Raw genomic sequence first — 22,667 nt, 5'->3', positions numbered from 1 at the left:
CCCTTATTATGTCATTTGGATTTAGAACGCGACTAAATATGTCGATGTTGTTGATTCTGGCGATTGCACTTATCGTCGCTTCAACTCTTAGCTATCAATCGAAGAAAAGGTTGATTGACAATGGAGTTACCACACTTGGTGAAACAACACTGAGTTATGAATCCCAGGCAATTCAGACCTGGTTAGAGCAGCACTTTCGCAGTCTTCATAGCGCTAAAGAGAGGCTGGAGCGAGACCCATCGGATGGTGAAATTAACGAGCTGCTGTTATTGCTTAACGATAGCCTTGAGTTTATGAATGTGGCCTATGCATCTAATGGTAAGCCGACGATTTTGAGTTCAAATGGTGAGATCAAACTGTATCCCTTATCTGCTTTTGACCCAACGTCGAGGCCCTGGTATCAGGGAGCGGTGAACTCCAATGATATTTATATCACTGAAATCTATGAAGATACCGAGACTAAGAAACAGGTGATCAGTTTGTCCGTTGCTGTAAGACAAGGTGGCAAACAAACCGGTGTTTTACTTGGGGATCTAAGCTTAGATACTGTACTGAAAAAAGTTGAGCAGATAGATTTTAATGGTGGTCGTGCATTACTTCTGGATCAAAACCTGAAAGTACTGGCAAGTTACAATTCTCAACAGGTTGGCTCTACTTTAAGAGAGTTCTCTAGTGAGCTTTCTGAGCTTCAAAATGCGATGAGCAATCAGGATAGTGGTGTTGTTTACTACTCCCTTGAGGGCAGTCACCGTGTTGGTTACTTCAAACAGGTTAGCTTAAACCGTGATCAAAGTTTTACATTATTGATTATGGTAGATGAAGACAATCTTTATTCTGCGCTACGTGAAGAGACGTCTAACACAATTCTATTTGCGGTAATCGCTGTAGTTCTTGGTGGACTGGTGATGCTCGTGGTGATGCGGAAACTTTATCAGCCAATAGATCGTCTAAAGGCGATTGTGGGTGACTTAGCATCTGGCGATGCTGATCTTACACAAAGATTGCCAGTTAACGGCAAAGATGACCTTGCATTTATCTCTTCATCTATCAACGAATTTATCTCGAATATTCAAGAACTGGTTGTTCAGATAACTACAGCTTCAAAAGAAATTGAGTCAGGCTTGAATCAGGCAGAAGCTGTGGCACAGAACAACAGAGATATTTTGCTAAGCCATCAGAGCGAAACAGAGCAAGTTGCTTCTGCGGTAACAGAGATGAGCTCAACGGCAGAATCTGTTGCAGAAGGTGCTCAGCAAGGCGCAGGTCTGGCTCACGATCTGAGTGATCTGGCAAACCAGTCACACGAGGCTATCTCAAGTACTTCTTCCGACATGTCTGGTCTTGCGGGTGAGCTGGATAGTGCATCTCATCAAGCAGTCAATATGAATGAAGAAGCGCAGCAGATCACTCGCGTACTGGATGTTATTCAGTCTATTTCTGAGCAAACTAACCTGCTGGCATTGAATGCCGCAATTGAAGCTGCTCGAGCAGGTGAGGCGGGTAGAGGCTTTGCTGTCGTTGCAGATGAAGTTCGCGCTCTGGCAGCACGCACGCAAGAGAGCACTCAAGAGATCAGTGATATGCTTGATAGCTTGAATAACGGTTCTGGCCAGGTTGTCGAAATGATGGACAATACCAGGTCTAATTTTGATAGTACGGTATCGACGACACAGAATGCTCTGGAGTCGATCAGTGAAATCACCAACCATATTATTGGCCTGGAAGATTCTAACTCTAATATCGCAACGGCAGCAGAGCAGCAACGTACCGTTACTGAAGAAGTGAGCGTTAATATCAACCGGATTAAGGAAATCGCAGAACAGTTAGCCGCAAGTGGGCAAGAGGTACTTGCAGCTACGGAGCAGGTTTCACGCTCTAACGGTTCGCTAACCGGACTGATATCCCGATTTAAGGTATAAGCCGGTTTAACGCTTAACGTTAATAGTACCCAACAATTGAAGAAATAGCGGGCCCAGTTTGTTCAACAGACTGGGCCCTTTTTCTATCCCGTGACCGAATTCTAAAGTTCACCGTAAGATCGATTTTTTCGTTTGACTTACACGTGTACGCTGATATCTTGGCGTACAAGTGTAAGCCGAATAAAAGAAACTGACTTATGGACTCTGCCAATAATACAAAGCCGCCATTAATATGGCTAAATATCATTATATTTGCTGCAAGCCTTGGGCTGGCCGTTATTGTTACGCCTGTATATGGATTTGCTTATGGATATGGTTGGGAGCACCTAATCTGGCTTTTAGTCGCTTTTAGTTTCACAAACCTTTCCATTACCGCTGGCTATCATCGTTTGTGGAGCCATAAGGCTTATGAAGCGCATGTTGTATTAAGGGTGCTTTACGCGCTGGGAGGAGCTTTTGCGCTACAAAATAGTGCTCTTCACTGGTCTTCTGATCATCGTATGCATCACAAGTTTGTTGATGACAACGAGAAAGATCCTTATTCAGCCAAAAGGGGATTCTGGTTTTCGCATATAGGTTGGATGATTCGTGATTACAACGGTTCAAAGCATAACGACTACAAGAATTGCCGAGATCTAAAAAGAGATAAAGTGGTGATGTGGCAACACAAACATTATGTATCGCTCGCTTTAGCTACCAATATTCTGATTCCGTTGGGTTTGGGAGTTTTGCATGGAGACATTCTCGGAATGTTTCTGATTGTAGGTGCTCTTCGTCTTACACTGAGTCATCACAGTACCTTCTTTATTAATTCTTTGGCGCATATCTGGGGTAGCCAGACGTTCACGGACAAAAATACTGCCCGTGATAACGGAATCCTTGCCTTCTTCACCTTTGGTGAGGGATACCATAACTTCCACCATATCTTTGAAAACGATTATCGGAACGGTATTCATTGGTGGGATTACGATCCGACTAAATGGTTGATAAAAGCCGGTAGTTGGGTTGGTTTAACGAGCAAGCTAAGAAAAACCCCGAGCATTAAGATTGAACGAGCTAAGGCATCTATGCTGATGCGTAAGGCTCAGGAAAAAATTCAAAGCCGTGCCGGATCTTCTAAGGTGTTGTCTCTACTGCAAAAAGACTTCGATTCATTTGTGCATGTTTTGGAAGAATATTATGAAGTGAAGAGACAACTACTTGGAAGTAAGAAAGGCGACATAGTGAAAAAATATGAGCACTCGGTGCTTAAGGTGAGATATCAGCAAGCGAAACTGAATCTTGAAAAGCAAAGGCAGATTTGGCAGCGTTCACTTAGACGATATTCATATAACTAATTAACTTCACCCTCTCTGCCTGTCAGAATCTAAGTAATGATGTATTTAGGTCTGGCAGGCTGTCTATATTGGTATGCCCTGAAATGAGTTGGACTAATGCCTGGTTAATTTTAGTTTGTACGCATTTGCTCTACTAGACGTTATAAGTGTTTACCAGATAAAGATGCTCCTCAAATCCAGCTTTGACGAATTACAAATTATGGTTTAATTTTAATGAAACCAGTTGATTCACTCACGACACGTGAACACTAGTATTAATAGTCTAAGTAACCAAGTAGGTAGAAGACTAGGGGTAGCTCCCATTACCAGTTGATGAGACCTCAAAAGAGCCATTGTGAATCCTAATTGAAGTTATCCCTCCAAAGGGAGACTTCGCTGACTGTCTTGTGCTAAAAAGACACTCAGCATGTAATTAGGATATTACTATGCCTTTAAAAACACTCCACACTTCTTCTGAAGCAAAAAAACACTATAAAAGTATCTCTTACGAAACCCTATTAGCAAGCTGGCTATTACAAGATGGCTGGGAAGTATTTATGCCCATGATCGATCATGGTATGAAGACAGATGTACTCATTTCTGATGGGAGCAAATTCTACCGTATTCAAGTAAAGTCTGTAGAGTGCTTTGATGAAAACACCATTGTTACTGACCAATGGCAGGATGCTCAGATTGATTATGTAATATATTTCTCAAGGTGTGCTAATTGGGGCTACATTGCTCCGCCCTTTAAGGGAAAGAGGAGAGTTAATCACATCGAGCATGTTAGGTTTCACCAACACCCCAAAAACTTTCTCAAAGCTTTTGGCCGGGCTTAATAAACACTACTCAGGATGAATCATCGTGAACAGTTAGTCAGTAACATATTACTGACTAACTTTGTTCTCACAGCAACATCATTGTTTAGTGTTCACAAGAGCAAGCAAGGACTTGGTGACTAGGAAATGCCCCTTTATTGCTTAGAGTAAAAACTCCCTACTTGTTCACACCTAGGGAAACTTAACTATCCGGAGCAAACTAAGACTTGAATAATTATGTTCCTTTAAGGCTCAATTCATCTTTGCTGCTATTCTTATCTAGGCCTTTTCGTAAACTAGAAGGAGGTTCCTATGTCAACGAAACAAGGCCATTCAACGGGACAGAAAAAACCCTTTAAACTGGAAGATATCTGGCGCATCCGCACACGGTTAGAACTCGAAGGTAACATTCGGGAGTTGGCACTGCTTAATCTAGCCATTGACTGCAAATTGCGATCTTGCGACTTGCTGAGGATGAAAGTAAGAGACATATCAAGCGGAGGTGTGCTTCAAAGTCGAGTGCTATTCAGGCAGAGCAAAACGGGGCGTGATGTTCAGTTTGAGATCACTTCCAGAACAGCACAGTCCATCACACAATGGCTTGTTGTTAGTGGCTTAACAGCTTCTGATTACTTATTCCCAAGCCCTAGGAAAGAAGGTAAACCAATAAGCTACAGCTATTATGCCAAAACGATTCGAAAGTGGGCAAAAGCACTAGGATATGACGAATCGATGTATGGTACACACTCCATGCGGCGTACCAAAGCGACGTTAATTTATGCTAGGACAAAGAACATCCGAGCAGTCCAGCTTTTGCTGGGGCATGTAAAGCTTGATAACACCATTCGTTACTTAGGCGTTGAAATTGAAGATGCTCTTCACATTTCAGAAAATATAGAGTCATGATGTACCTACCGTGTTGAAAATAAGCGAGATTTTATATCGTTCTTGCTTTGATTCTTATCCAATATCTTTCCGAAGTTAAAATACAAAAAGCCGAACATTGCTACAGTTCGGTTTCCGCAGTGTACGAAAAAACCAACAAGAAACCTGAACTGAATCGACTATCCTCCTGTAGTAACTGGTGGTGTGATTCATAGTCGTGTTCATTGTAAACAAAGTAAAATGGGGAGATGTTCAATTTGAAATAACCTATAGAACAACGCAGTCTATACACAATAGCTTGTTGGCAGTGACATAGAAAACGAATTCCCACGCGAAATAAATGGACGTAGCTATTCTCACGATAATTTATTAATTATGCGGCGAATTACGAGATTGCCTTGGTAAGCGTTTGTATTTTTTCTTGCAACTTAAGCTTGAGCAGCTCTCTTTGGATTTTCTGTTTTTATTTAATGGTTTACGACCGACTTTGGCTTTTATTGGATTGTGATATTTACCCCAAAGTTGCCGAGGTGTTAGTGGGATCAACTGAAGCTCAAGACATGCGTTTGATAGCGCTTGGTAGTCATCGATTAAAGCTTGTTCTGCTCGGGTAAGTTCGATAGGAAGAGGGAGTTTGGGCCTTCCCGGACTTTTAGCTCTGTGTAGTGGAAAAAGCACACCTATTCGTTTATCGACTATAAAGTTGAGGGCTTTTCTTAGAAATGGTCGGTATCCTAGCACGATATCCAGATTATTGGGTTCTAGACATTGTGTAATACGGTATTTTTCTTTGGGGAAAATTTTTACTGTGTCGTCCCTAACATGAGCAATATTTTCCTGAAAGAGTGTGACAATATCTGTCAGCTCAGGGCGTTTTATGATCATGGTTTTTGTATTGTCTGTTGGGTTAATGATGTTTACCTGAGTAGTGCGAGAACAATAATGCTCAACGCTCGAACAGTAAGGTGTAAACATGGTGTAACTCAGTTTGGCTCAACTCTCTTTCAATATTGGCTGGGCTTACCGAGTGGTGATTCAGCCGAGAAAAGATAATAGGTAGTGATAGCACAACAATGAAAACGACTAAAATGGCAACATGGTTATTGAGCATCGCTGAATGTGCCTTGTTGTTAATAAAGAGAGTAGCTTGATATAAAATCTACTCTCTTTGGGCTGTTAATTAGAAGAACCACTTCATGCCGATTTCGACACGCAGCTCAGGGTCATTGTTTATTTCAGTGCCGTCAGGCAAAACAACATCGGCTGAGCCGTATTCAAAACGAGTCATCAGCCATTGAGTACGATCTGAGCGAGTTGGTGCACTAACAAAGAAGTTTAGCTTGCTTGATTCCATCGATACCACATCACCTTCTGCTTTGAAGTATTCGGGTGAAAACTGAATAAAACTGCCAGAATCGCCAATTTCTTGAGTAAGGAACATATTCAACATGTACCCTTCGGCACTTTCGCCAAATACCTGGCCTGTTGTGTATGCAATATTAGGGAAAACTTTCGCCCCGAACGTGTAAGCAGGGTTAATCAGACCAATCACACCTGCTGAGAACAAAGTAGTATCTTTTAAACCAGAATCTTTAGCCGTACCCGCTTCGCCGTTTTGGTGGATCAAATCTGTTGAGAAGCCGATACGAGGCAACAGAGAGTTATCTAGTGCATGGACTTGAAAATACTGTGCGCGACCTTTCTGATAATCGGTTCCAAGCTTATGTTTGCCATCAATTTTTGCATCATCGTTGCCAAATGTACCTTCTGCAAAGCCAGCAAACTGAATGTCTTCTGACCATGCGCCTGTCATCATTCCAGACATTCGTACGTCCGCATCGGAATCTAGGAAAACGGCGGCTTGAGTATAAACGCGCGTTAGATCAGAAGGGTTAATGACTTCACTCTCTTGCTCTTGTTCCGAAGCAATGGCAGCGCCGGAAATTGCCAAGAGTAACGCAGTGGTAAGCGTTGCTTTTTTCATTGTTTTACCTTGTATCAATACTTGTCAAACATCCCTTCTGTGAGTGGAGGCGCGTCCCTGCATAGTTTTTTATTGGTTCTTGGAGATAGTACGAACTGCACAAAGTAACGATTGAACATCGTTTTACGTTACGAATATCAGTAGTACTGAAACCATGACTATTTAACCAATCCGACCTGTGTTTAGCTTTGCATTTTAGGTCAGTCGGTTAGCTTGCTAGGACAATGAATCAAATGTTGATTTAGGTCACCCTTTGCAAAAAAACTCAGTTGCCGCTATAGAGGTAGTGAGGTGAGTAGAGAAACGGGTGTAGGTGATTACCGACAAAAGGCTGGTGGTAAATTACTGTGGTATAAGAAAAGACAAAATGCCGACTGAGTAGGTCGGCATTTTGATTCACACTAAATATGGATGAGCATGTCTATTAAAACAATCCAAAGCAAAGCGAATTTCGTCTCTATTATTGCTGGTTAAGCCAAAAAACAGACAAACACCTCGCATATAATTGCGCGTCGCTTCGTTCAAGGTAAGTTGTCGGAGAAGGCCTTGCTGGACTAAAGGTTCTGCTAACGAACAGGATAAGGCTATCCAACCGCCTTGAGTGAGTAAAGCAGTGGCAAGGCTGAGTGAACTTATTTTTTCAATTGTGTTTGAGACGCGAAAGCAGCCCAAGTCGCCTTCTCTCGTTTGGGACAGTTCGTACTGCGTTTCGAGCCTTAGTTGCTCAATCGACACGATATCTTGTTCGGCGAAAGGAGAATCTGGGCTCACATAGGCACCAAGAGCCAAGTTACCAATATAGTGCGTGTCAATTCGAGCTTGCGTTCTTGGCGAGTCTTCGGTGGCCATGATTGCTATATGGCATTCGCTCTTTTCAAGGCAATCATAAGCGTACTCTCTTGACGCGTAGGTGACGTAAATGGCTAGTTGAGGAAAATGCTGTTTAATCTCGATAATGGCAGAACTCAGCCAGGCAGTTGGGATCTGGTCATCATGCATGACGATCAGTTTTTCTAATGGCTCATCGAGCAAGGAGAAAGCGGTGAGTTCAAAATCTTTGGCTTGTTTACTTAAGTTGGTTGCCCGAGAGATGAGCTGGTGGGCGGCATCGGTTGGCTTTGCTTTTCGTCCTTCAATTTGGAACAGCGCTACTCCGACAATATCTTCTAAGGTCACGACTTGCTCCCTTATCGTACTACGTTCCTTATGTACCGCACGCGCAGCAGCGCTGTATGAGCCGTGTTGATAAACCAGAGCAAACGCATGAATCTGTTCAATGGAGATCATGGAGTCACCTTATAGTCTTAGATATGAATAAGATACTGGCTTATGGTGAGGTTGTCATGATCGCAAGTCATTCTTGTTGGTTAAAATCGTTGTTCGTGTCGTTGTAGATTTTGTAGGTGCTCAACAGCCCTGTCTGAAGTGAGGTACTCTGATGGGGTATCTGAGAGCGGTAAAGGTGGAGTTAATGAAAGAGGGTCCTAAAAAGCTCGATTATGCAGGCTTTTTAGGACCCTGAGATTATTAGTTCGCGGAACTCACTATTGCTTGTGTGATATCGCCATACAAGCCGTCAGTATTAATACTGAAGTCTAATGATTTTCCGGAGTCTTGTATTTGCTTAACGTTGTATGTGAACTGAGAAGCCGTATCACCCCATTGGTATCTAACCATTGTCTCACCTGATTGCAAATGCTCAGTGACAGTGTATTCAGTCGCATAGCCTGCCATAATACCGTTTAACGGTCGGTTTGGTGCATCATGAGGTATCTTAAAAGGAACCGCATCGAGTTTTACGACACCGTTACGTACGCTAGTTGGCTCTTTTAAGTGACTTGCAAAATAGGTTGCATGAATAAAGCGGTCTTCAGCGTTAATGTTCCCGCCTGTCATTAGTCGGGTTTGACTGTTTTGTGAGCTTTTGTCTCCCCATCCGCGCTGAGATCTTTCAATGTTGGTTAAATGCACTTCGAAATCTGGTTGGTTGGTCATTACATTATATTCTGAGCCATGCCAAATTCTTGCTTTACCATCGCGGAATTCAACAATGGCACTGTCTCCGCTCACATCTTGGAAGCTGTAATGAAGCGTAATATCAGTGGGTACTCCAGGTACTGATTCAGACACAGCTGGGGAGGCTTCAACAAATTTTACAACATCTGCAACGTTAGCAAACTGAGATAAGATATGCGTAAGGTAGGTAGCTACGCCAATATCATCGGACGAGCTTGCTTTTGCCGCATCCATATTGTCATCAAATAATGTATTTCCACTAAGACCTTCACTGTTTGCGCCATTAGTAATCATGCCATAAGTAGTAATTCCAGTTACGTCATACTTTGATGTATGAGAGCGTTCGAACTCAAGATGTCCATTGTATTCTGAGCCACGTGGAATGTTTCTTAGTGTGGGAGAGGTTGCTTCCAACCAGTCCATGGTTCTAGTAACAAATGTTCCATGCTCTGCAGTGTCCCAAACTACACGTGTACAAGCGGAAGCGGTTGCGGTAGTTCCAGTGGCGAGCACCGCACAAATTGCTGCATTTAATACTTTTGATTTCATTCTAATTACCTTACTTGTTTCTCGTTACGGCGATATTCTATGTTAGAGATAGAGGTTCATTAAAATGCATTATGAACGTCATTTTCGTTCATTAGCTCAAAGAGTCTTGGTAGTGTGTTTTTGCGATGGATTTAACTAAGTCCGCGACAGGGCTGTCCTCTAAATCCATAGAGTAGAACATTGATAGTCCTAACTTAGCACTGTTGCTTAGCTCGGCAATTTCAATTTCATAGAGCTCCCCACGCTGAACGTATGGTTCGGCAAGCTCTCTATGTGTTACTATCCAGCCGGCATACTTAACCATTTCAAACAACATGTCATTGTTACTGACGACATGTATTTGAGAGGAGACGATAAAAAGGTCTGGAGAAAAATTAATCAGATCCGCTGACGCATACTGTTTTTCGAGCGAGAGGTCACCAAAGCTCAAATTCTGGATATGCCTCAGCTTACTTTTTCGCCCGACATAGACACCTAATTTTCCATATCCGATATGCGAATAACTTATAGCTTTGGGTGGTAGGTGGCTGGCATTTAGATGAGGCATGAATGCTATGCCATTCATCTTGTCTTGCAATGCTAGGAATGCATCGTCCCTATCCGTGTGCGACCATGTAGTTTTTAGTTGAGGATATGTTCGAGAAAGCTCTTGTTCGATTTTTAGAGCTAAAACGTTAGACAAGCCGGAGTCATGGTATATCGTTAATGTCAGCGGCTCGCCTCCTTCTACGTATCTGAAAGCACTATGAAGTTTATCGGAACTATTTACAAGATGCCTAGCATGAGCATATAAATGTATCGCGTTCTTAGTGGGCTTCACTCGCTTCCCCTCGATGAAGAATAGATCAACTTCGTAAGTATCCTCCAACGCTTTTACTTGCTCGCGAATCGTTGTCCGGTCTTTGCCAATTTTTTTTGCAGCGAGACTATAGCTCTCTTCCTCGTAGGCAGCACAAAAAGAACTCAGCAGTTCATAAGAAAACATATCCCCTCTCCAGTAAATTGAACGTCAACATCGTTCATTATGCTTTTTAATAGTCGAGAGAGATTAAACAGAGTTATGTTAGCTTGATCTATGTCACTCTATTTCTTTGCCACCTTTCGGCGTTTACACCAATATTTCAGTATCAATCTGTTTAAGACGGCTTGTACAATGCGTAATTTCGGAAATCAAACACAGTGACAATTGTTGGTATAAAAATATGGGCCCAAGTTTTTGTAAACTGTATTTCACTAGCATTATTTTTTACCTCTTTGCATATGTGATCTCCTATATAGTGTTGCTGGTTAAACCAAAAAAGCCTAAACACTTCCGCTTAGGCTTTGGTCTTATCCCGACAAATTTATCTGCTTACTTTGCGTTATCTAGCTGCTCTGCAACTTTGCGGAAGTATGCCGGAGCTTTAATCTCACCGTAAGGTGGCACATAAGGCGTTGCTCCGAAGTAAACCGCTGCAAAGTCACGCGCTGGGTCTACATAGATACCTTGGCCTGTATTGCCATGTTTGTACATAGCACCATCTTCAAAAATGAAGTCGAATTGGTAAGCGCCTTTAACGGGCTTTTCTGCAAACAGGCCTATTGCTTGGTTTTCTTTATTACCACCAATAAATGCGTCTGCACTACCGGCTGAGCGAATGCGCTCAAGTAGCGTTGAGGTGACTACCTGCTCGTGTGCGACCTTATTCCAGCTTGGCGTATACATGGTTGCGTACTTAGCGAAATCTTCTAATGTAGAAGAGATAATGGCTAAGTTTAGTGGCGTGCCGTCAGGCGATAGGTGAACTTGTAGTGGCATACGCGCGCCTAGTTTGCCCCAAATGCGCTCTTCAACAACGTCAGTCCAACGCATGTTGGTGGCGTTTTGAATCACTTGACCTAGCACGTGAGTGTTAAGCGAAGAGTAACGGAAACGCTCACCTGGTTTTTCGTTTTCCAATGGCTGTACATCTTTCAGTACGTCAAGCCATGTTTCTCCCGTTTCGCAGCGTTCAGTGGTGCCAAGTACAGAGCTGATGAAGCGCACGAATACGCCTTCTGGGTCTAGAATAGAACGGTTGCTTTCTTCGTGATCAAGACCCGCGGTATGGTTAACTAAGTCAAGAATAGTGACTTTGTCCCATGCTGTGCCTTTTAGCTCAGGTACGTATTGGGTGGTTGAAGCGTTCATGTCTAACTGACCTTCTTCAGCCAGTATCGAAGTGATAAGGCCTGTTAACGTCTTGGATGCAGACATCCAGATATGTGAATCGGTTGGTTTCATACCTGGGTATGCTTCGTAAACGACTTCACCTTTGTGGATCATCATGACGCCTTGGTGACGGAATGTAGGATGAACGAAGTAGTCATCCATCTTCAGTTCACCTTCGCTGTCAGTCATGACGGTAATGTTACCGATTTCGTTGTTGATATTACGTGCCAACACTTTTTGTTCAGATGCTGGGTTTACCATATCCGTGCGCATAAAAGTGCTCCAATTAGTCAAGTAGTAAAGCGTATGATCTCCGCCCATCTGAGCGTGGAAGCTTTCGAAGCTGTCATACGCACCTTGAACAAAATCGAGTTCAAAAGGTTGTTTTGCAGCAGTTACAGGCAAAGTAACCGTTGCGCCGGGTGCACTTAGATATTTGGCTAGAGGGTGGTCTGCAGGTACAGTTGCCTTTACAGAAGCAGAGGCAAGAGCAAAGGTTAAAGTGGTTAAGGCAAATTTTTTCATAATTTCCCCCTTTGGGAAGTTGTATTAAAGGAACAGGATGTTTGTTTCGTTGATGATAATAGCGTGAATTGTGAAACAAAAAATTCAATTATGTAGTGCCTAACCCTACAAAATAGCCTGGACAAAAAAAGAGCTCTGGGTAGGACAGAGCTCTTTGGCTTAGGCTAATTTTCGCTTTCGTTATTCGACACGTTCAATGATGGTCGCGATACCTTGACCCATACCAATACACATGGTGGCAAGACCGTAGCGACCGCCACGTTGTTCCATGATATTGATGAGTGAACCTACTATACGCGCCCCAGAACACCCTAGTGGGTGACCGAGAGAAATTGCGCCGCCATGCAGATTAACTTTGTCTTCGCGCTGCTCCCATAAGCCAAGGCCTTTCAAGCAAGGAATTGCTTGAGCTGCGAACGCTTCATTGACTTCAGCAAAATCGATTTGGTCTATATCTAAATCTGCTTTCTTAAGCGCTTTTTGTGTTGCAGGGACAGGACCGTACCCCATGATCGCTGCCGGTACACCAGCATTTGTCGTCGCTATGACACGCGCTCTTGCATTTAAGCCTAGTTCGATAGCTTTCTCTTCGCTCATCACCAACAAGCAAGATGCGCCATCAGATAGTGCCGATGAGGTACCCGCCGTCACTGTGCCGCGCGGGTCAAACACAGGGCGAAGCGTCGAGAGTGATTCTACTGTAGTTTCAGGTCGAATTACTTCATCGTGCTGGACTAGAATTGGTAAGCCAGCAGCATCATGGCCCATAGTTGGGACAATCTCGTTATCAAAGCGACCTTCAAGGGTTGCTTGATGAGCAAGACGATGGGACCGAGCGCCTAGCTCATCTTGTTCTTCACGAGATACTTTATGCATCTTACCAAGGGCTTCTGCTGTCAGCCCCATCATGGCTGACGCTTGCGCCATATTGCGGTTATATGGGTTCATGCTGATGCCTTTTGTCATCGGCACGTGGCCCATGTGTTCGACACCACCGACAAGTACCACATCTGAATCACCGGCTTTAATTGCACGCGTTGCCATGTGCAATGCATCCATCGATGAACCACACAGTCTGTTGACGGTGGTCGCCGGTACGGTTTCCGGAAGGCCTGCTTGCAGGGCAGCAACGCGAGCCAGGTTAGCACCCTGCTCTTCAGTTTGTTGTACACAACCCCAAATGACGTCGTCGATCAGTGTCGCATCAAGGTTCGATTGACGCTCAATCATGCTTTTCATTAGGTGTGCAGACAGATCGTCAGCGCGTACGTGGCGAAAAACACCATTCTTTGATTTACCCATAGGAGTACGGATAGCATCAACAATCACTACATTTTTCATTTAAAATCTCCTAATTAGGCGTAAAAACTTTGGTTGTTATTAGCACGTTCAATCAGACCTTGAGGTATCTCGTATAGTGAACCCAGTGCTTCGTATTTCTGCGCGAGTTCTACTAAGTTATCGAGACCAAGGCTGTCCATGTAGTAGAAAATACCGCCGCGGAATGGTGGGAAGCCTGTGCCATAAACAAAGGCGATATCACCCTCTTGAGGCGAACTAATGATGCCTTCATCTAGACAGCGAATCGCTTCAAACATCATTGGTAACATCATACGCATGGTCACTTCTTCCTCACTGAATACCTCAGGAGTATCGCATTCGCTATCAAGTAGTGCTTGGGTATCAATGCTCAGTGAAGGCTGTAAACGACCTTTACGATCTTTAGTGTAGCTGTAGAATCCATGTTCAGATTTTTGACCGAGTTGGCCACGCCCGCATAACATTTCGATGAGATTGACTTGAGGTTTACATAAACGAGAAGGGAAAGCTTTATCCATCACATCCATACAGTGTTTAGCCGTATCAAGACCGATCACATCTGCAAGATGCGCAGGACCCATCGGCCAGCCAAAACCTTTGCTCATCACTTTGTCTGCTTGCGCGATACTGCCACCATCAACCAGCAGTTGGTTGAATGCTAGGAAGTAAGGGGTTAAACAACGGTTTACCAAGAAGCCAGCACAATCATTGACCACAACAGGCACTTTGCCTAATTGGAGAACGTAGTTGACGGCTTTGGCTATAGTCTCCGTTGACGTCTTTTCACCACGAATCACTTCGACTAGCGGCATACGGTGTACAGGGTTGAAGAAGTGGATACCACAGAAGTTTTCCGGCCTTTTCAGTGCCTGAGCTAGCCCACCGATCATCAGAGTTGACGTGTTTGATGCGATGATGGCGTTCGGAGCCGTCTCTTCGAGTTGAGCCAGTACTTTCTCTTTCACCATTGGGTTTTCAACTACCGCTTCGATGATCAGGTCGTTGTCTGCCAGAGTCGCGTCGTGCAGTGTTGGCACGATGCGATTTAGTACATTACCCATCTCGCGTGGAGTTTTCTTCTTACGCTCAACCTGCTTAGCCAGAAGGTTGTTCGCTTCCGACAGACCAAGGTCAAGACCTTGCTTATTGATGTCTTTCATCACCACATCAATGCCACGGTCGGCACTAACATAGGCAATACCACCACCCATAATGCCCGCGCCTATCACGCCGACTTGCGCTGTTTTGCTTGCTTCAGATTGTGCCGCGTGTTTTTTGGCTGCCGCTTTTACCGCCATATCGCTCAAGAAAACGTTCACTAGCGCGTCGGCTACTCCGCTTTCAGCACAAGCGACGATGCCTTTTGCTTCAACTTTCAGAGCTTCATCTCGAGTGCAACGTGCCGCGTTGAATATGGTATCGAGAATAATACCTGGAGCTGGGTAGTGAGGACCTGCCGCTTTTGCCACCATGCCTCGAGCGACATTGATGGACATCCCAAGCTCTAGATCGCTCACTGGAAGTGGTTGACGCTTTTCTTCTTTGCGCGCTTGCCAGTTCAGTTCACCACGCTGTGCACGCTCGATTACACGCAGCGCTTGCTCAACTGGGCTTTCTTGGTTTGGATCAATGATGCCATCAACCACGTGGTCGATTAATGCTTTTTCTGCTGACAAGTTCTTGCCCGTTGTTAGCCAACCCAGAGCAGTATCAACGCCAACAATACGTGGTAGACGCGTTACGCCACCCCAACCAGGCATAATGCCAAGTTTCACTTCTGGTAAACTGATTTTTGCGTCTGTTGTTGCTAAACGGTAGTCAGCAAGTAGAGACAGCTCAACACCGCCACCCGCCGCTACGCCATTGATGACCGCGACTTTCGGGCAGTGTAAATCTTCAATTCTGTTGTAAATAGAGTGAACCCATTCTAGGAAAGGTGTAATCGCCGCTTCCCCATCTTTAAATAGCTCACGGAAGGCTTTTACATCAGCACCTGCACTGAACAACTTCTTTCCAGAACGAATGATTAATCCTTTTGGCTTATTTTCTTCAAGAAGAGTAATACACGCTTCAAGTTCTGTTAGTGCAGCATTACGCAGCGTATTCACCGGATCTTTTTCAGCATTGAAGACTAGCTCAACCGCTTGATTGTCGCCCAGTGTGTTTAGGGTAAAAAAACGACCTTTGTACATAATATGGGCTCCTTATTTAGCCAAACCAAGTTTTGTTGCTTGCTCTAGAAGCTCATCTCTAAACTCTGGGTGAGCAATGTTGATCAGGGCTTTCACGCGCTGTGGTGTGGTTAAACCACGTAGATCGGCTGCGCCGTACTCAGTGACGACAACTTGTGTGTCGTTGCGAGGCGTGGTGATTGGTGTTCCTGTTGGCAGTGCGATACGAATGTTTGATTCAAGATCTTCTTTACCATCACGTGTTGAAGATAGGGCCAGAATGCTCACGCCGCCTTTTGACATGCCCGCTGCGCGAACAAAGTCAAGCTGACCGCCAGAGCCAGAAATCTGAGAGAAGCCCACACCTTCAGAAGCCACCTGGCCAACCACATCAACCATCACACAGGTGTTGATTGATACGAAGTCGTCGTTTTTGGCCACTTCATAAGCGTCGACCACGTCAGCCATGTCACCCATTTCAATCGCTTCGTTGTTGTGCAGAAAGTCCATGACTTCTTGAGGGCCTGCCGCGAACGCTGTGATGATCTTGTTCGGTTTGTAGTTTTTCTTCTTACCACTAACCGCTCCTGCTTTACACATTTCCATTAGAGATTCGGTAAACATTTCAGTATGGATACCCAAGTCTTTTCGGTCACGGAGCGCCATACCCATGGCGTTTGAAATAGTGCCAATACCAATTTGTACCGTCATGCCATCTTTGATATATGGGCTAACGTGCTGTGCGATTTGTTGTTCAAGTTCACTTGGCTCACCTGCTTTTGGCATTGCGATGCAGTGGTGGCCTTCGACAACAAAATCTGCGTAGTCAATATGTACAAGGTTGTCTTTGTTGCCAATGAATGGCTGTTGGTCGTTAACGACAAAAATAACTTTTTTCGCGTATTTCAGTGCTTCTTTGCTGCCAACACCGCCACACGCGCCTAGGCTTACGTTACCGTCAGCATTTGGTGGTGTCACCTCAATGATGACTGTGTTTGGTTTAAGTGTTGCAAACGTTTGTTTGAAGTTTGAGAAGTGGAAGTTCATCACTTCAATGTTGCCGCCGTGTTGGCATTTGCGCTCAAGCGGGCCCATGAATAAGCTGATGTGTTTAAAATTCTTTTTGTACTGAGGCTTTAGGAACTCGTAAGGGTAGGTCATAAGACCAGTGTATAGCTTACAGCCAGTGGAACTGAGTTAGATGTTTGTCTAGCTCTTGAAGGAAGATGACCGGCATTGACAACAAACCGCCAGCCCAAATTTTATCACCTGATTCAATTTTACCTACTGCCGATTCCAATGAGATGATTTTCTCGGCGAATTGATTTTTCCAGTCAGTCATAGTGACGCTCTCTGTTCTGCATGCAGGGAAGATGAGCATCTATTTTTCAACCATAAAAAATAACTCTGCTCTTTGCCCTATGCGATATTATGTAGGGAAGAAAGTCCGTTTCACTGCATACAGCTTACTCTGTTGATGAAGGTCAATATTTGGCATTTTGAGACAGATAATATGCAGGTTAAGACAGAGTTTACCTTTGCGCATTTCGTCACAAAATTGGGCATTTACATAGTATGAAAAATCGAAAATCCGTTTTTGAAGGGGTACTTTCAGTGCACTCGGGATGGCTGAAGCTGTTAGCGCCGGTATGTACTCCAGCCGCTATTGAGGCAGTTCGGTACAGAGAAGATCAGCGAGCAAATGTACAAGACTTGAGATCGGCACTCTATCAAACCTATGAACAAGACAGGCGCCCACTGCTGATGACGCAAATTGCACAGAATATAGATCCGTTGACCTTTGGCAGCTTTTCAACCGCTTTATGGACCGCCAAGGATCTCGACAGTTTACTGCGATTCTTGCAAGAGTTTGTGATGGTATTGAGCGCCCCAGTAAGGTTGGTGTACAAACATGATCACAGCGGAAACGCCGAGTTGTGGGTGTTGGATACCGAGTCATTGGGTAATGATTCACGAGTAAGCTATCTTGGTATCACTCTCTTTATCGCAGTGATCATTAAAATTATCCATAAGGCGATGAACAATACACCAGTAACACTCGATGTTTGCCTTATTGACCATCGTTATAGTGAAGAAGAGAATGTTCAGTTGGAGGCTGAGATGAATTGTAAAATCATCGCGGGTTCTCCGGTTCGTAAGCTTCGTATACCCAAGCGTTACCTACATATACCTTTAGTTCAACGTGACAAAGAGCTTCATTTCGCGTGTGTTAATTTAGTCCGTGAAGAAGCAGATAGGCTAAAAAAAGACGATTTAATTTTGCGTATTTACCATTTCCTTAATACGCAAACCAATCTTGAAGCGATTAATGGTAACGCCACTGCGGATGCACTAAATATGAATCTTCGCACCTTGAACCGTCACCTTGCGCTGCAAAACACCAGCTATCGAGGTGTTGTTGAGAAATATAAGCTAGAAAAAGCCTTGCATTTGCTCGATGCAGGAAAAGTAAACATGACCGAAATTGCCTATCAACTTGGGTTTTCTGATTTGAGCACATTTTCACGTGCGTTTAAACGTTGGACAGGCCAGTCCCCTATGGCAGTAAGGCAAAATCACGGACCTGAGCCAAAGTGAATTTGATATCAATCAAAAACACGAAAGATGACTTGTATGGTTAATGAGATGTCCCATTTAGCCAAGTAATTGACCTTGGTGGTTGTTTTAATACTCGCAGACTTTGTCACTGGTAATTACGGTGACATACCAATAATGTGGAGTGTTATATGTTAAAAAAACAACACAAAATCCTTTTTGAACCGATGCAGATTGGTTCATTAAAACTGAAAAACCGTTACTCGATGGCGCCAATGGGCACATTGGGTTGTGTCGATGGCGACGGTGCATACAACCAGCGTGGTGTTGAATATTACGTAGCGCGCGCTCGTGGCGGCGTTGGCTTGATCATTACCGGCGTACAAATGGTCGAAAACGAATTGGAACAGTTTCCAATGCCTTCTCTTCCGTGTCCTACCAACCACCCAACTGCCTACATTCGTAGTGCCAAAGAGATGACTGAGCGCGTTCACACTTATGGTGCGAAGATTTTTGCTCAGTTGACTGCAGGTTGGGGACGCTCTTGTATCCCAGGTTTTACCCCAGGAGACAAATCCATTGCACCTTCTGATGCGCCAAACCGTTTTGATCCTTCTATTCAGCATAGAGAGCTAACCACTGACGAAGTGAAATACTTTATCGGCAAGTTTGTTGAATCGGCTGCGATTGCACAAAAAGCAGGCTTTGATGGGGTAGAAATTCATGCGGTGCATGAAGGCTACTTGCTTGATCAGTTTACGATGGAATTCTTTAACCAACGTACCGATCAGTACGGCGGTAGTTTTGAAAACCGCTACCGTTTCGCTGTAGAAATCGTAAAAGGCATAAAAGCGATTTGTGGTGATGATTTCCCAGTATCACTGCGTTACTCAGTCAAAGGCAATATGAAAGGCTTTGGTCAAGGTATTCTTCCGGGTGAAGTGGCAGATGAAGTGGGCCGCGATATGGAAGAGGGCCTGAAAGCGGCCAAGTACCTTCAAGATGCCGGCTTTGATGCGTTGAATGTCGATGCTGGGACCTACGATTCATGGTACTGGAACCATCCGCCTAACTACTTCGAACCGGGCATGTACAAGCCTTACTGTAAGGCAGTGTCAGAGGTTGTCGATGTACCCGTACTCATGTCTGGTCGTATGGAGAACCCTGATTTAGCAGCACATGCAGTCGAAAATGGCATTTCTGATGGTATTTCACTTGGTCGCCCACTGCTGGCTGACCCAGATACAGTTAACAAGATTCGCCGTGGTCGTTTTGAAGAGGTGCGACCGTGTCTCTCGTGTCATTTAGGCTGTTTAGGCCGTATGGCAGAAGTGGGTAACTTGTCGTGTGCTGTAAACCCAAGTTGTGGCCGTGAAGAAGAGTTTCGCTTAGCGCCAACCCATCGTAGCCAGAACGTCGTGGTTGTCGGTGGCGGTGTCGCTGGGATGGAAGCAGCACGTATTGCGTCAGAGCGTGGCCATAAAGTAACGCTACTTGAGAAATCTCAGCAACTTGGGGGTAACGTTATCCCGGGTAGCCAGCCTCCGTTTAAACACGATGATAAACTATTGATTGAATGGTTTGCTGGTGAAATGGAGCGCAAGAACGTGGACGTGCGTTTCGATACTACGGCAGATAAAGAGACCATTGAATCATTCAATCCAGACAGCGTGATCTTTGCTACCGGCTCTCGTCCTGTGAAGCCAAAATGGTTATCAGGCCAAGATAAGCCACATGTTATCGTTGCAGAAGACATGTTGATGAATCCAGATAAGATCACAGGAGACAAAGTCACTGTGATTGGTGGTGGTTTAGTTGGTGCTGAGGCAGCATTGTGGATGGCGCAACAGGGTAAAGTCGTGACTTTAATTGAAGCCAGTGATGACATCATCGGTGGTCCTCACGGTACTTGTTTTGCTAACTACCAAATGCTGAAAGAACTACTGGTTAAAGAGCAAGTGAGCGTATTGACCTCTACTTTGCTGCAAGCCATCACTGATACTGGTGTTCTGGTTCAGCGAGATCAAAGAGACATGGAAATCTTGTCGGATCATTTCGTCTTAGCTTTGGGTTACCAAGCAGAGGATCACCTTCATGAAGCACTCGCCAATCAGCTTGATGTCGAAAACGTCTTTAACATTGGTGATAGCCAGAAAGCGCGTACAATCATGGCCGCTATTTGGGATGGTTTTGAAGTCGCGAGAACACTTTAGTTAGTCAAAGAAGCAGCAAAAAAAGCTGCTTCTTTTTCTAGTAAGCATTATTTATTGGTTGGTCAAAATGCATACATCTATCTAGGTTCCTTGTTTACAGCCGTTTTTGCATAAATAGAAGTTAGAAGAACTTGCTCTATGGTTTTTAAATTTGCTAAAAAGCTCACTTGAATTTAGGTAATGAATAAATAACTAATAAAGCACATCACTAGCTATGCGAATACCTTAAACAGCGTTAGTAAGTTTTGATTGGCTGCTCATTCTGTATAATTACTCTAAACAACTTTTGTCCAAAAGAGATTTAGAGAACCTCAGCACAACCCTTCCATCAAATATTCTCTTTACTCACTATCCGGTTGCGCCCTTCTTCCTTAGCTTGATACAACAACTTATCGCATGCGTGCACCAGGCTATCAGGAACCGTGTTTGCGTCGCAGTAAACCGTTGATATGCCGATGCTTGCAGTAACATGTTTTGCTACAGGTGAGCTCTTGTGTTCAATATTAAGCAGGTTTATTTGTTCCAATATCTTTTTTGCAATTTCTGTTGCTTGAGCGAAGTTTACGTTTGGAAGAAGACACGAAAACTCTTCGCCTCCATATCTGGCTGCGGTATGTTTTTCATCGCTGACAACACTTTTGAGTACTTCAGCTATTCCTCTCAGACAACTGTCACCGGCAACGTGTCCGTATGTGTCGTTATAAGGTTTAAAGTAATCGACATCCAACATAAGAATCGAGAGCGGGGTGGAGCTACCACTTAGCCTTTCACATTCATGTTGTAGCTTTTCATCAAATCGACGACGGTTCGACAACCCGGTTAACGAATCCAGCCTGACGAGTGTTGCTAGCTCTTTATTTACAGACTCGATCTCCCTAGTTGAAGTGTCTACCAGCCTGTGTAGAACGCGCATCGTTCGGAACTGGCGCGACTGTTCATCGACCAACTCCGGGTGCTCGGATTCTATAGGTACGCGATCCAGTTTTTCCTTTGACTCGGTAAGAGAAAGAATGGTCATGGTTTGGCTAAAGAAATGGGGCTTCTGGTTAAGTACGTAATATTCGCCATAGCAGAAAAAGCCAGCAGAAGGTGCAATACCCGAGACTGCTGACAGATCTACTGCAATATCAGTCCCTAGGATCCACTTTCTGGAAACGCATGAGTAGACAAAAAGTGCCTGAGGAGCCTGCTTTGCCACTTTGTTGTAGGTTTCTCTGGCTCCCAAAGCCAGTAATCCGGCATGGCAAAAGCCAAATCGAAGTTGTTCGCCTACATGGAAGTCATGAATATACTCAAAGGAGCCATCGTCGTGCATGCCAATGGCATGGATAGCCATAGTAGTGCCGTCTTTCTCAATAATAAATGGAAAATCTGCGGCTGAGAGAGGTAGGTTGTCAGCCACTTCCTGACCTAAGTAGTGGCAATATATTTCGTAAGGTGTCTGGTGGTTGATTCCATATACTCTGGAGTTGTCTACCTTGGTGATAGTGAGCTTTTTACCGATAGGCACCCAGCTAAGGTTGTACGCATTTGATGCTGAGATATGCTCGCCTATAAGTGCAGCTGCAGCGACCCCTTGTTCTGTAATCCCTTTCTCTGTGAAGACGAATGTCGTTTCACCATGACCATTGTCACCGGCCTGGCCTCCAGCGATTAGTGTGTCTGGAATTTCGTTATGAATTGCATTCAGTAGCGCCTGACCCTTGATGGTTTTTTTCTTTGAGTCCACATCCAAAAACTATCGCGACTCTGGTCTCATCGTTTTTTAAACCCAGGCCAATCTCCTTGCCTGCGGCTGATAAGTCGTCATTCTGGAAGGTGATTGCTGTGGTAACGCGTGTGTGTTCAAAAATGGTGGTATTGATAACAATCTCTTCTTCAAGGGACTGACCATCAACAATTTCACCTCCTGTGCTGGTACCGACGATCGATACACCGGGAAGTCTTTGTTGGATCTCATCGATGAGAGTAAGAATTCTGGATTGCTCCAGAACACCACTAAATACCTGAATAAGAATATGTTCAGTAGGATTACCCGCAGCTTTTATTTCTAGCTCTTCCAGGTCAAAACTACTTTTATAGCGGATGCTAAAACTTGAGATCACCACTAACTCCCTGCAACACATATTGATTAATATAAATATTAATACAATAAATGGATGGAGGGGTTATTGATGTCAAAAAATGATAAAAGCCGACAGAGA

General features: G+C 44.2%; 18 protein-coding genes. 6 read left to right on the top strand and 12 right to left on the bottom strand.

From position 1 onward, the window contains the following. Nucleotides 1-8 precede the first annotated feature (8 nt). The 4 genes from P7F88_RS08600 (at nt 9) to P7F88_RS08585 (ending at nt 4,959) form a co-directional block, all read left to right on the top strand. Nucleotides 9-1,919 carry a methyl-accepting chemotaxis protein gene (locus P7F88_RS08600; protein ID WP_277823720.1) on the top strand — a complete coding sequence of 637 codons (1,911 nt, stop codon included), beginning with the start codon at nt 9-11 and terminating at the stop codon, nt 1,917-1,919. 197 nt (nt 1,920-2,116) lie between these two features. Further along, nucleotides 2,117-3,256, top strand: a complete 1,140-nt coding sequence (locus tag P7F88_RS08595; protein WP_277823718.1) for an acyl-CoA desaturase — start codon at nt 2,117-2,119, stop codon at nt 3,254-3,256. A 425-nt stretch (nt 3,257-3,681) separates the two neighbouring features. Beyond that, nucleotides 3,682-4,074: a hypothetical protein gene (locus P7F88_RS08590; protein WP_277823717.1), complete on the top strand. Its 393-nt coding sequence runs from the start codon at nt 3,682-3,684 to the stop codon at nt 4,072-4,074. Between the two features lie 291 nt (nt 4,075-4,365). After that, a complete protein-coding gene (locus tag P7F88_RS08585; RefSeq protein WP_277823716.1) occupies nt 4,366-4,959 on the top strand; it encodes a tyrosine-type recombinase/integrase in 594 nt (197 codons plus the stop codon). A gap of 348 nt (nt 4,960-5,307) precedes the next feature. Here the strand turns inward: P7F88_RS08585 and P7F88_RS08580 are convergent, their stop codons facing one another. From P7F88_RS08580 to P7F88_RS08535, 10 genes are all read right to left on the bottom strand, one after another. After that, nucleotides 5,308-5,913 (bottom strand): hypothetical protein, encoded by a 606-nt coding sequence (locus P7F88_RS08580; RefSeq protein WP_277823715.1) that lies wholly within the window; start codon nt 5,911-5,913, stop codon nt 5,308-5,310. A gap of 205 nt (nt 5,914-6,118) precedes the next feature. Continuing rightward, nucleotides 6,119-6,922, bottom strand: a complete 804-nt coding sequence (locus tag P7F88_RS08575) for a hypothetical protein (protein WP_277823714.1) — start codon at nt 6,920-6,922, stop codon at nt 6,119-6,121. A gap of 396 nt (nt 6,923-7,318) precedes the next feature. Beyond that, complete coding sequence (locus P7F88_RS08570; protein WP_277823713.1) at nt 7,319-8,209, bottom strand: LysR family transcriptional regulator; 891 nt, start codon at nt 8,207-8,209, stop codon at nt 7,319-7,321. Between the two features lie 240 nt (nt 8,210-8,449). Further along, nucleotides 8,450-9,487, bottom strand: coding sequence for a linear amide C-N hydrolase (locus P7F88_RS08565; RefSeq protein WP_277823711.1), 1,038 nt, complete (start codon nt 9,485-9,487; stop codon nt 8,450-8,452). A 91-nt stretch (nt 9,488-9,578) separates the two neighbouring features. Next, nucleotides 9,579-10,472: a LysR family transcriptional regulator gene (locus P7F88_RS08560; protein WP_277823709.1), complete on the bottom strand. Its 894-nt coding sequence runs from the start codon at nt 10,470-10,472 to the stop codon at nt 9,579-9,581. 366 nt (nt 10,473-10,838) lie between these two features. After that, complete coding sequence (locus P7F88_RS08555; RefSeq protein ID WP_277823707.1) at nt 10,839-12,203, bottom strand: serine hydrolase domain-containing protein; 1,365 nt, start codon at nt 12,201-12,203, stop codon at nt 10,839-10,841. Between the two features lie 180 nt (nt 12,204-12,383). Next, nucleotides 12,384-13,544 (bottom strand): acetyl-CoA C-acyltransferase FadA, encoded by a 1,161-nt coding sequence (gene fadA / locus P7F88_RS08550; RefSeq protein WP_277823705.1) that lies wholly within the window; start codon nt 13,542-13,544, stop codon nt 12,384-12,386. A gap of 14 nt (nt 13,545-13,558) precedes the next feature. Beyond that, complete coding sequence (gene fadB, locus P7F88_RS08545) at nt 13,559-15,715, bottom strand: fatty acid oxidation complex subunit alpha FadB (RefSeq protein WP_277823703.1); 2,157 nt, start codon at nt 15,713-15,715, stop codon at nt 13,559-13,561. 12 nt (nt 15,716-15,727) lie between these two features. Then, nucleotides 15,728-16,855: an acetyl-CoA hydrolase/transferase family protein gene (locus P7F88_RS08540; protein ID WP_277823701.1), complete on the bottom strand. Its 1,128-nt coding sequence runs from the start codon at nt 16,853-16,855 to the stop codon at nt 15,728-15,730. A gap of 16 nt (nt 16,856-16,871) precedes the next feature. Next, the gene (locus P7F88_RS08535) at nt 16,872-17,036 is read right to left on the bottom strand and encodes a hypothetical protein (RefSeq protein ID WP_277823699.1); all 165 of its coding nucleotides are present in this window, start codon (nt 17,034-17,036) and stop codon (nt 16,872-16,874) included. Nucleotides 17,037-17,269: 233 nt separating this feature from the next. Between P7F88_RS08535 and P7F88_RS08530 the strand changes: the two genes are divergently transcribed. Both P7F88_RS08530 and P7F88_RS08525 read left to right on the top strand, forming a co-directional pair. Beyond that, the gene (locus tag P7F88_RS08530) at nt 17,270-18,292 is read left to right on the top strand and encodes a helix-turn-helix domain-containing protein (protein WP_277823697.1); all 1,023 of its coding nucleotides are present in this window, start codon (nt 17,270-17,272) and stop codon (nt 18,290-18,292) included. A 149-nt stretch (nt 18,293-18,441) separates the two neighbouring features. Next, nucleotides 18,442-20,463 (top strand): oxidoreductase, encoded by a 2,022-nt coding sequence (locus tag P7F88_RS08525; RefSeq protein WP_277823696.1) that lies wholly within the window; start codon nt 18,442-18,444, stop codon nt 20,461-20,463. Between the two features lie 328 nt (nt 20,464-20,791). On the opposite strand, the gene P7F88_RS08520 is transcribed toward P7F88_RS08525, so the two are convergent. After that, entirely contained in the window at nt 20,792-22,192 is a 1,401-nt protein-coding gene (locus P7F88_RS08520; protein ID WP_277823694.1) for a sensor domain-containing diguanylate cyclase, read from the bottom strand. Further along, nucleotides 22,137-22,568, bottom strand: coding sequence for an FIST N-terminal domain-containing protein (locus tag P7F88_RS08515; protein WP_277823692.1), 432 nt, complete (start codon nt 22,566-22,568; stop codon nt 22,137-22,139). Before P7F88_RS08515 ends, P7F88_RS08520 begins: the two co-directional genes overlap by 56 nt. Nucleotides 22,569-22,667: the final 99 nt, after the last annotated feature.

This window comes from Vibrio hannami, from assembly GCF_029589055.1.
Taxonomy (GTDB): Bacteria; Pseudomonadota; Gammaproteobacteria; order Enterobacterales; family Vibrionaceae; genus Vibrio; species Vibrio hannami.
The sequence above is the reverse complement of the archived record's forward strand: the minus strand, read 5'-3'. Positions and strand labels throughout refer to the sequence as shown.

What these genes read in the sequence shown, in the direction of transcription:
- P7F88_RS08600 (WP_277823720.1), top strand. Translation starts at nt 9, where the DNA reads ATGTCATTTGGATTTAGAACGCGACTAAATATGTCGATGTTGTTGATT.
- P7F88_RS08595 (WP_277823718.1), top strand. Translation starts at nt 2,117, where the DNA reads ATGGACTCTGCCAATAATACAAAGCCGCCATTAATATGGCTAAATATC.
- P7F88_RS08590 (WP_277823717.1), top strand. Translation starts at nt 3,682, where the DNA reads ATGCCTTTAAAAACACTCCACACTTCTTCTGAAGCAAAAAAACACTAT.
- P7F88_RS08585 (WP_277823716.1), top strand. Translation starts at nt 4,366, where the DNA reads ATGTCAACGAAACAAGGCCATTCAACGGGACAGAAAAAACCCTTTAAA.
- P7F88_RS08580 (WP_277823715.1), bottom strand. Translation starts at nt 5,913, where the DNA reads ATGTTTACACCTTACTGTTCGAGCGTTGAGCATTATTGTTCTCGCACT.
- P7F88_RS08575 (WP_277823714.1), bottom strand. Translation starts at nt 6,922, where the DNA reads ATGAAAAAAGCAACGCTTACCACTGCGTTACTCTTGGCAATTTCCGGC.
- P7F88_RS08570 (WP_277823713.1), bottom strand. Translation starts at nt 8,209, where the DNA reads ATGATCTCCATTGAACAGATTCATGCGTTTGCTCTGGTTTATCAACAC.
- P7F88_RS08565 (WP_277823711.1), bottom strand. Translation starts at nt 9,487, where the DNA reads ATGAAATCAAAAGTATTAAATGCAGCAATTTGTGCGGTGCTCGCCACT.
- P7F88_RS08560 (WP_277823709.1), bottom strand. Translation starts at nt 10,472, where the DNA reads ATGTTTTCTTATGAACTGCTGAGTTCTTTTTGTGCTGCCTACGAGGAA.
- P7F88_RS08555 (WP_277823707.1), bottom strand. Translation starts at nt 12,203, where the DNA reads ATGAAAAAATTTGCCTTAACCACTTTAACCTTTGCTCTTGCCTCTGCT.
- fadA (WP_277823705.1), bottom strand. Translation starts at nt 13,544, where the DNA reads ATGAAAAATGTAGTGATTGTTGATGCTATCCGTACTCCTATGGGTAAA.
- fadB (WP_277823703.1), bottom strand. Translation starts at nt 15,715, where the DNA reads ATGTACAAAGGTCGTTTTTTTACCCTAAACACACTGGGCGACAATCAA.
- P7F88_RS08540 (WP_277823701.1), bottom strand. Translation starts at nt 16,855, where the DNA reads ATGACCTACCCTTACGAGTTCCTAAAGCCTCAGTACAAAAAGAATTTT.
- P7F88_RS08535 (WP_277823699.1), bottom strand. Translation starts at nt 17,036, where the DNA reads ATGACTGACTGGAAAAATCAATTCGCCGAGAAAATCATCTCATTGGAA.
- P7F88_RS08530 (WP_277823697.1), top strand. Translation starts at nt 17,270, where the DNA reads ATGAAAAATCGAAAATCCGTTTTTGAAGGGGTACTTTCAGTGCACTCG.
- P7F88_RS08525 (WP_277823696.1), top strand. Translation starts at nt 18,442, where the DNA reads ATGTTAAAAAAACAACACAAAATCCTTTTTGAACCGATGCAGATTGGT.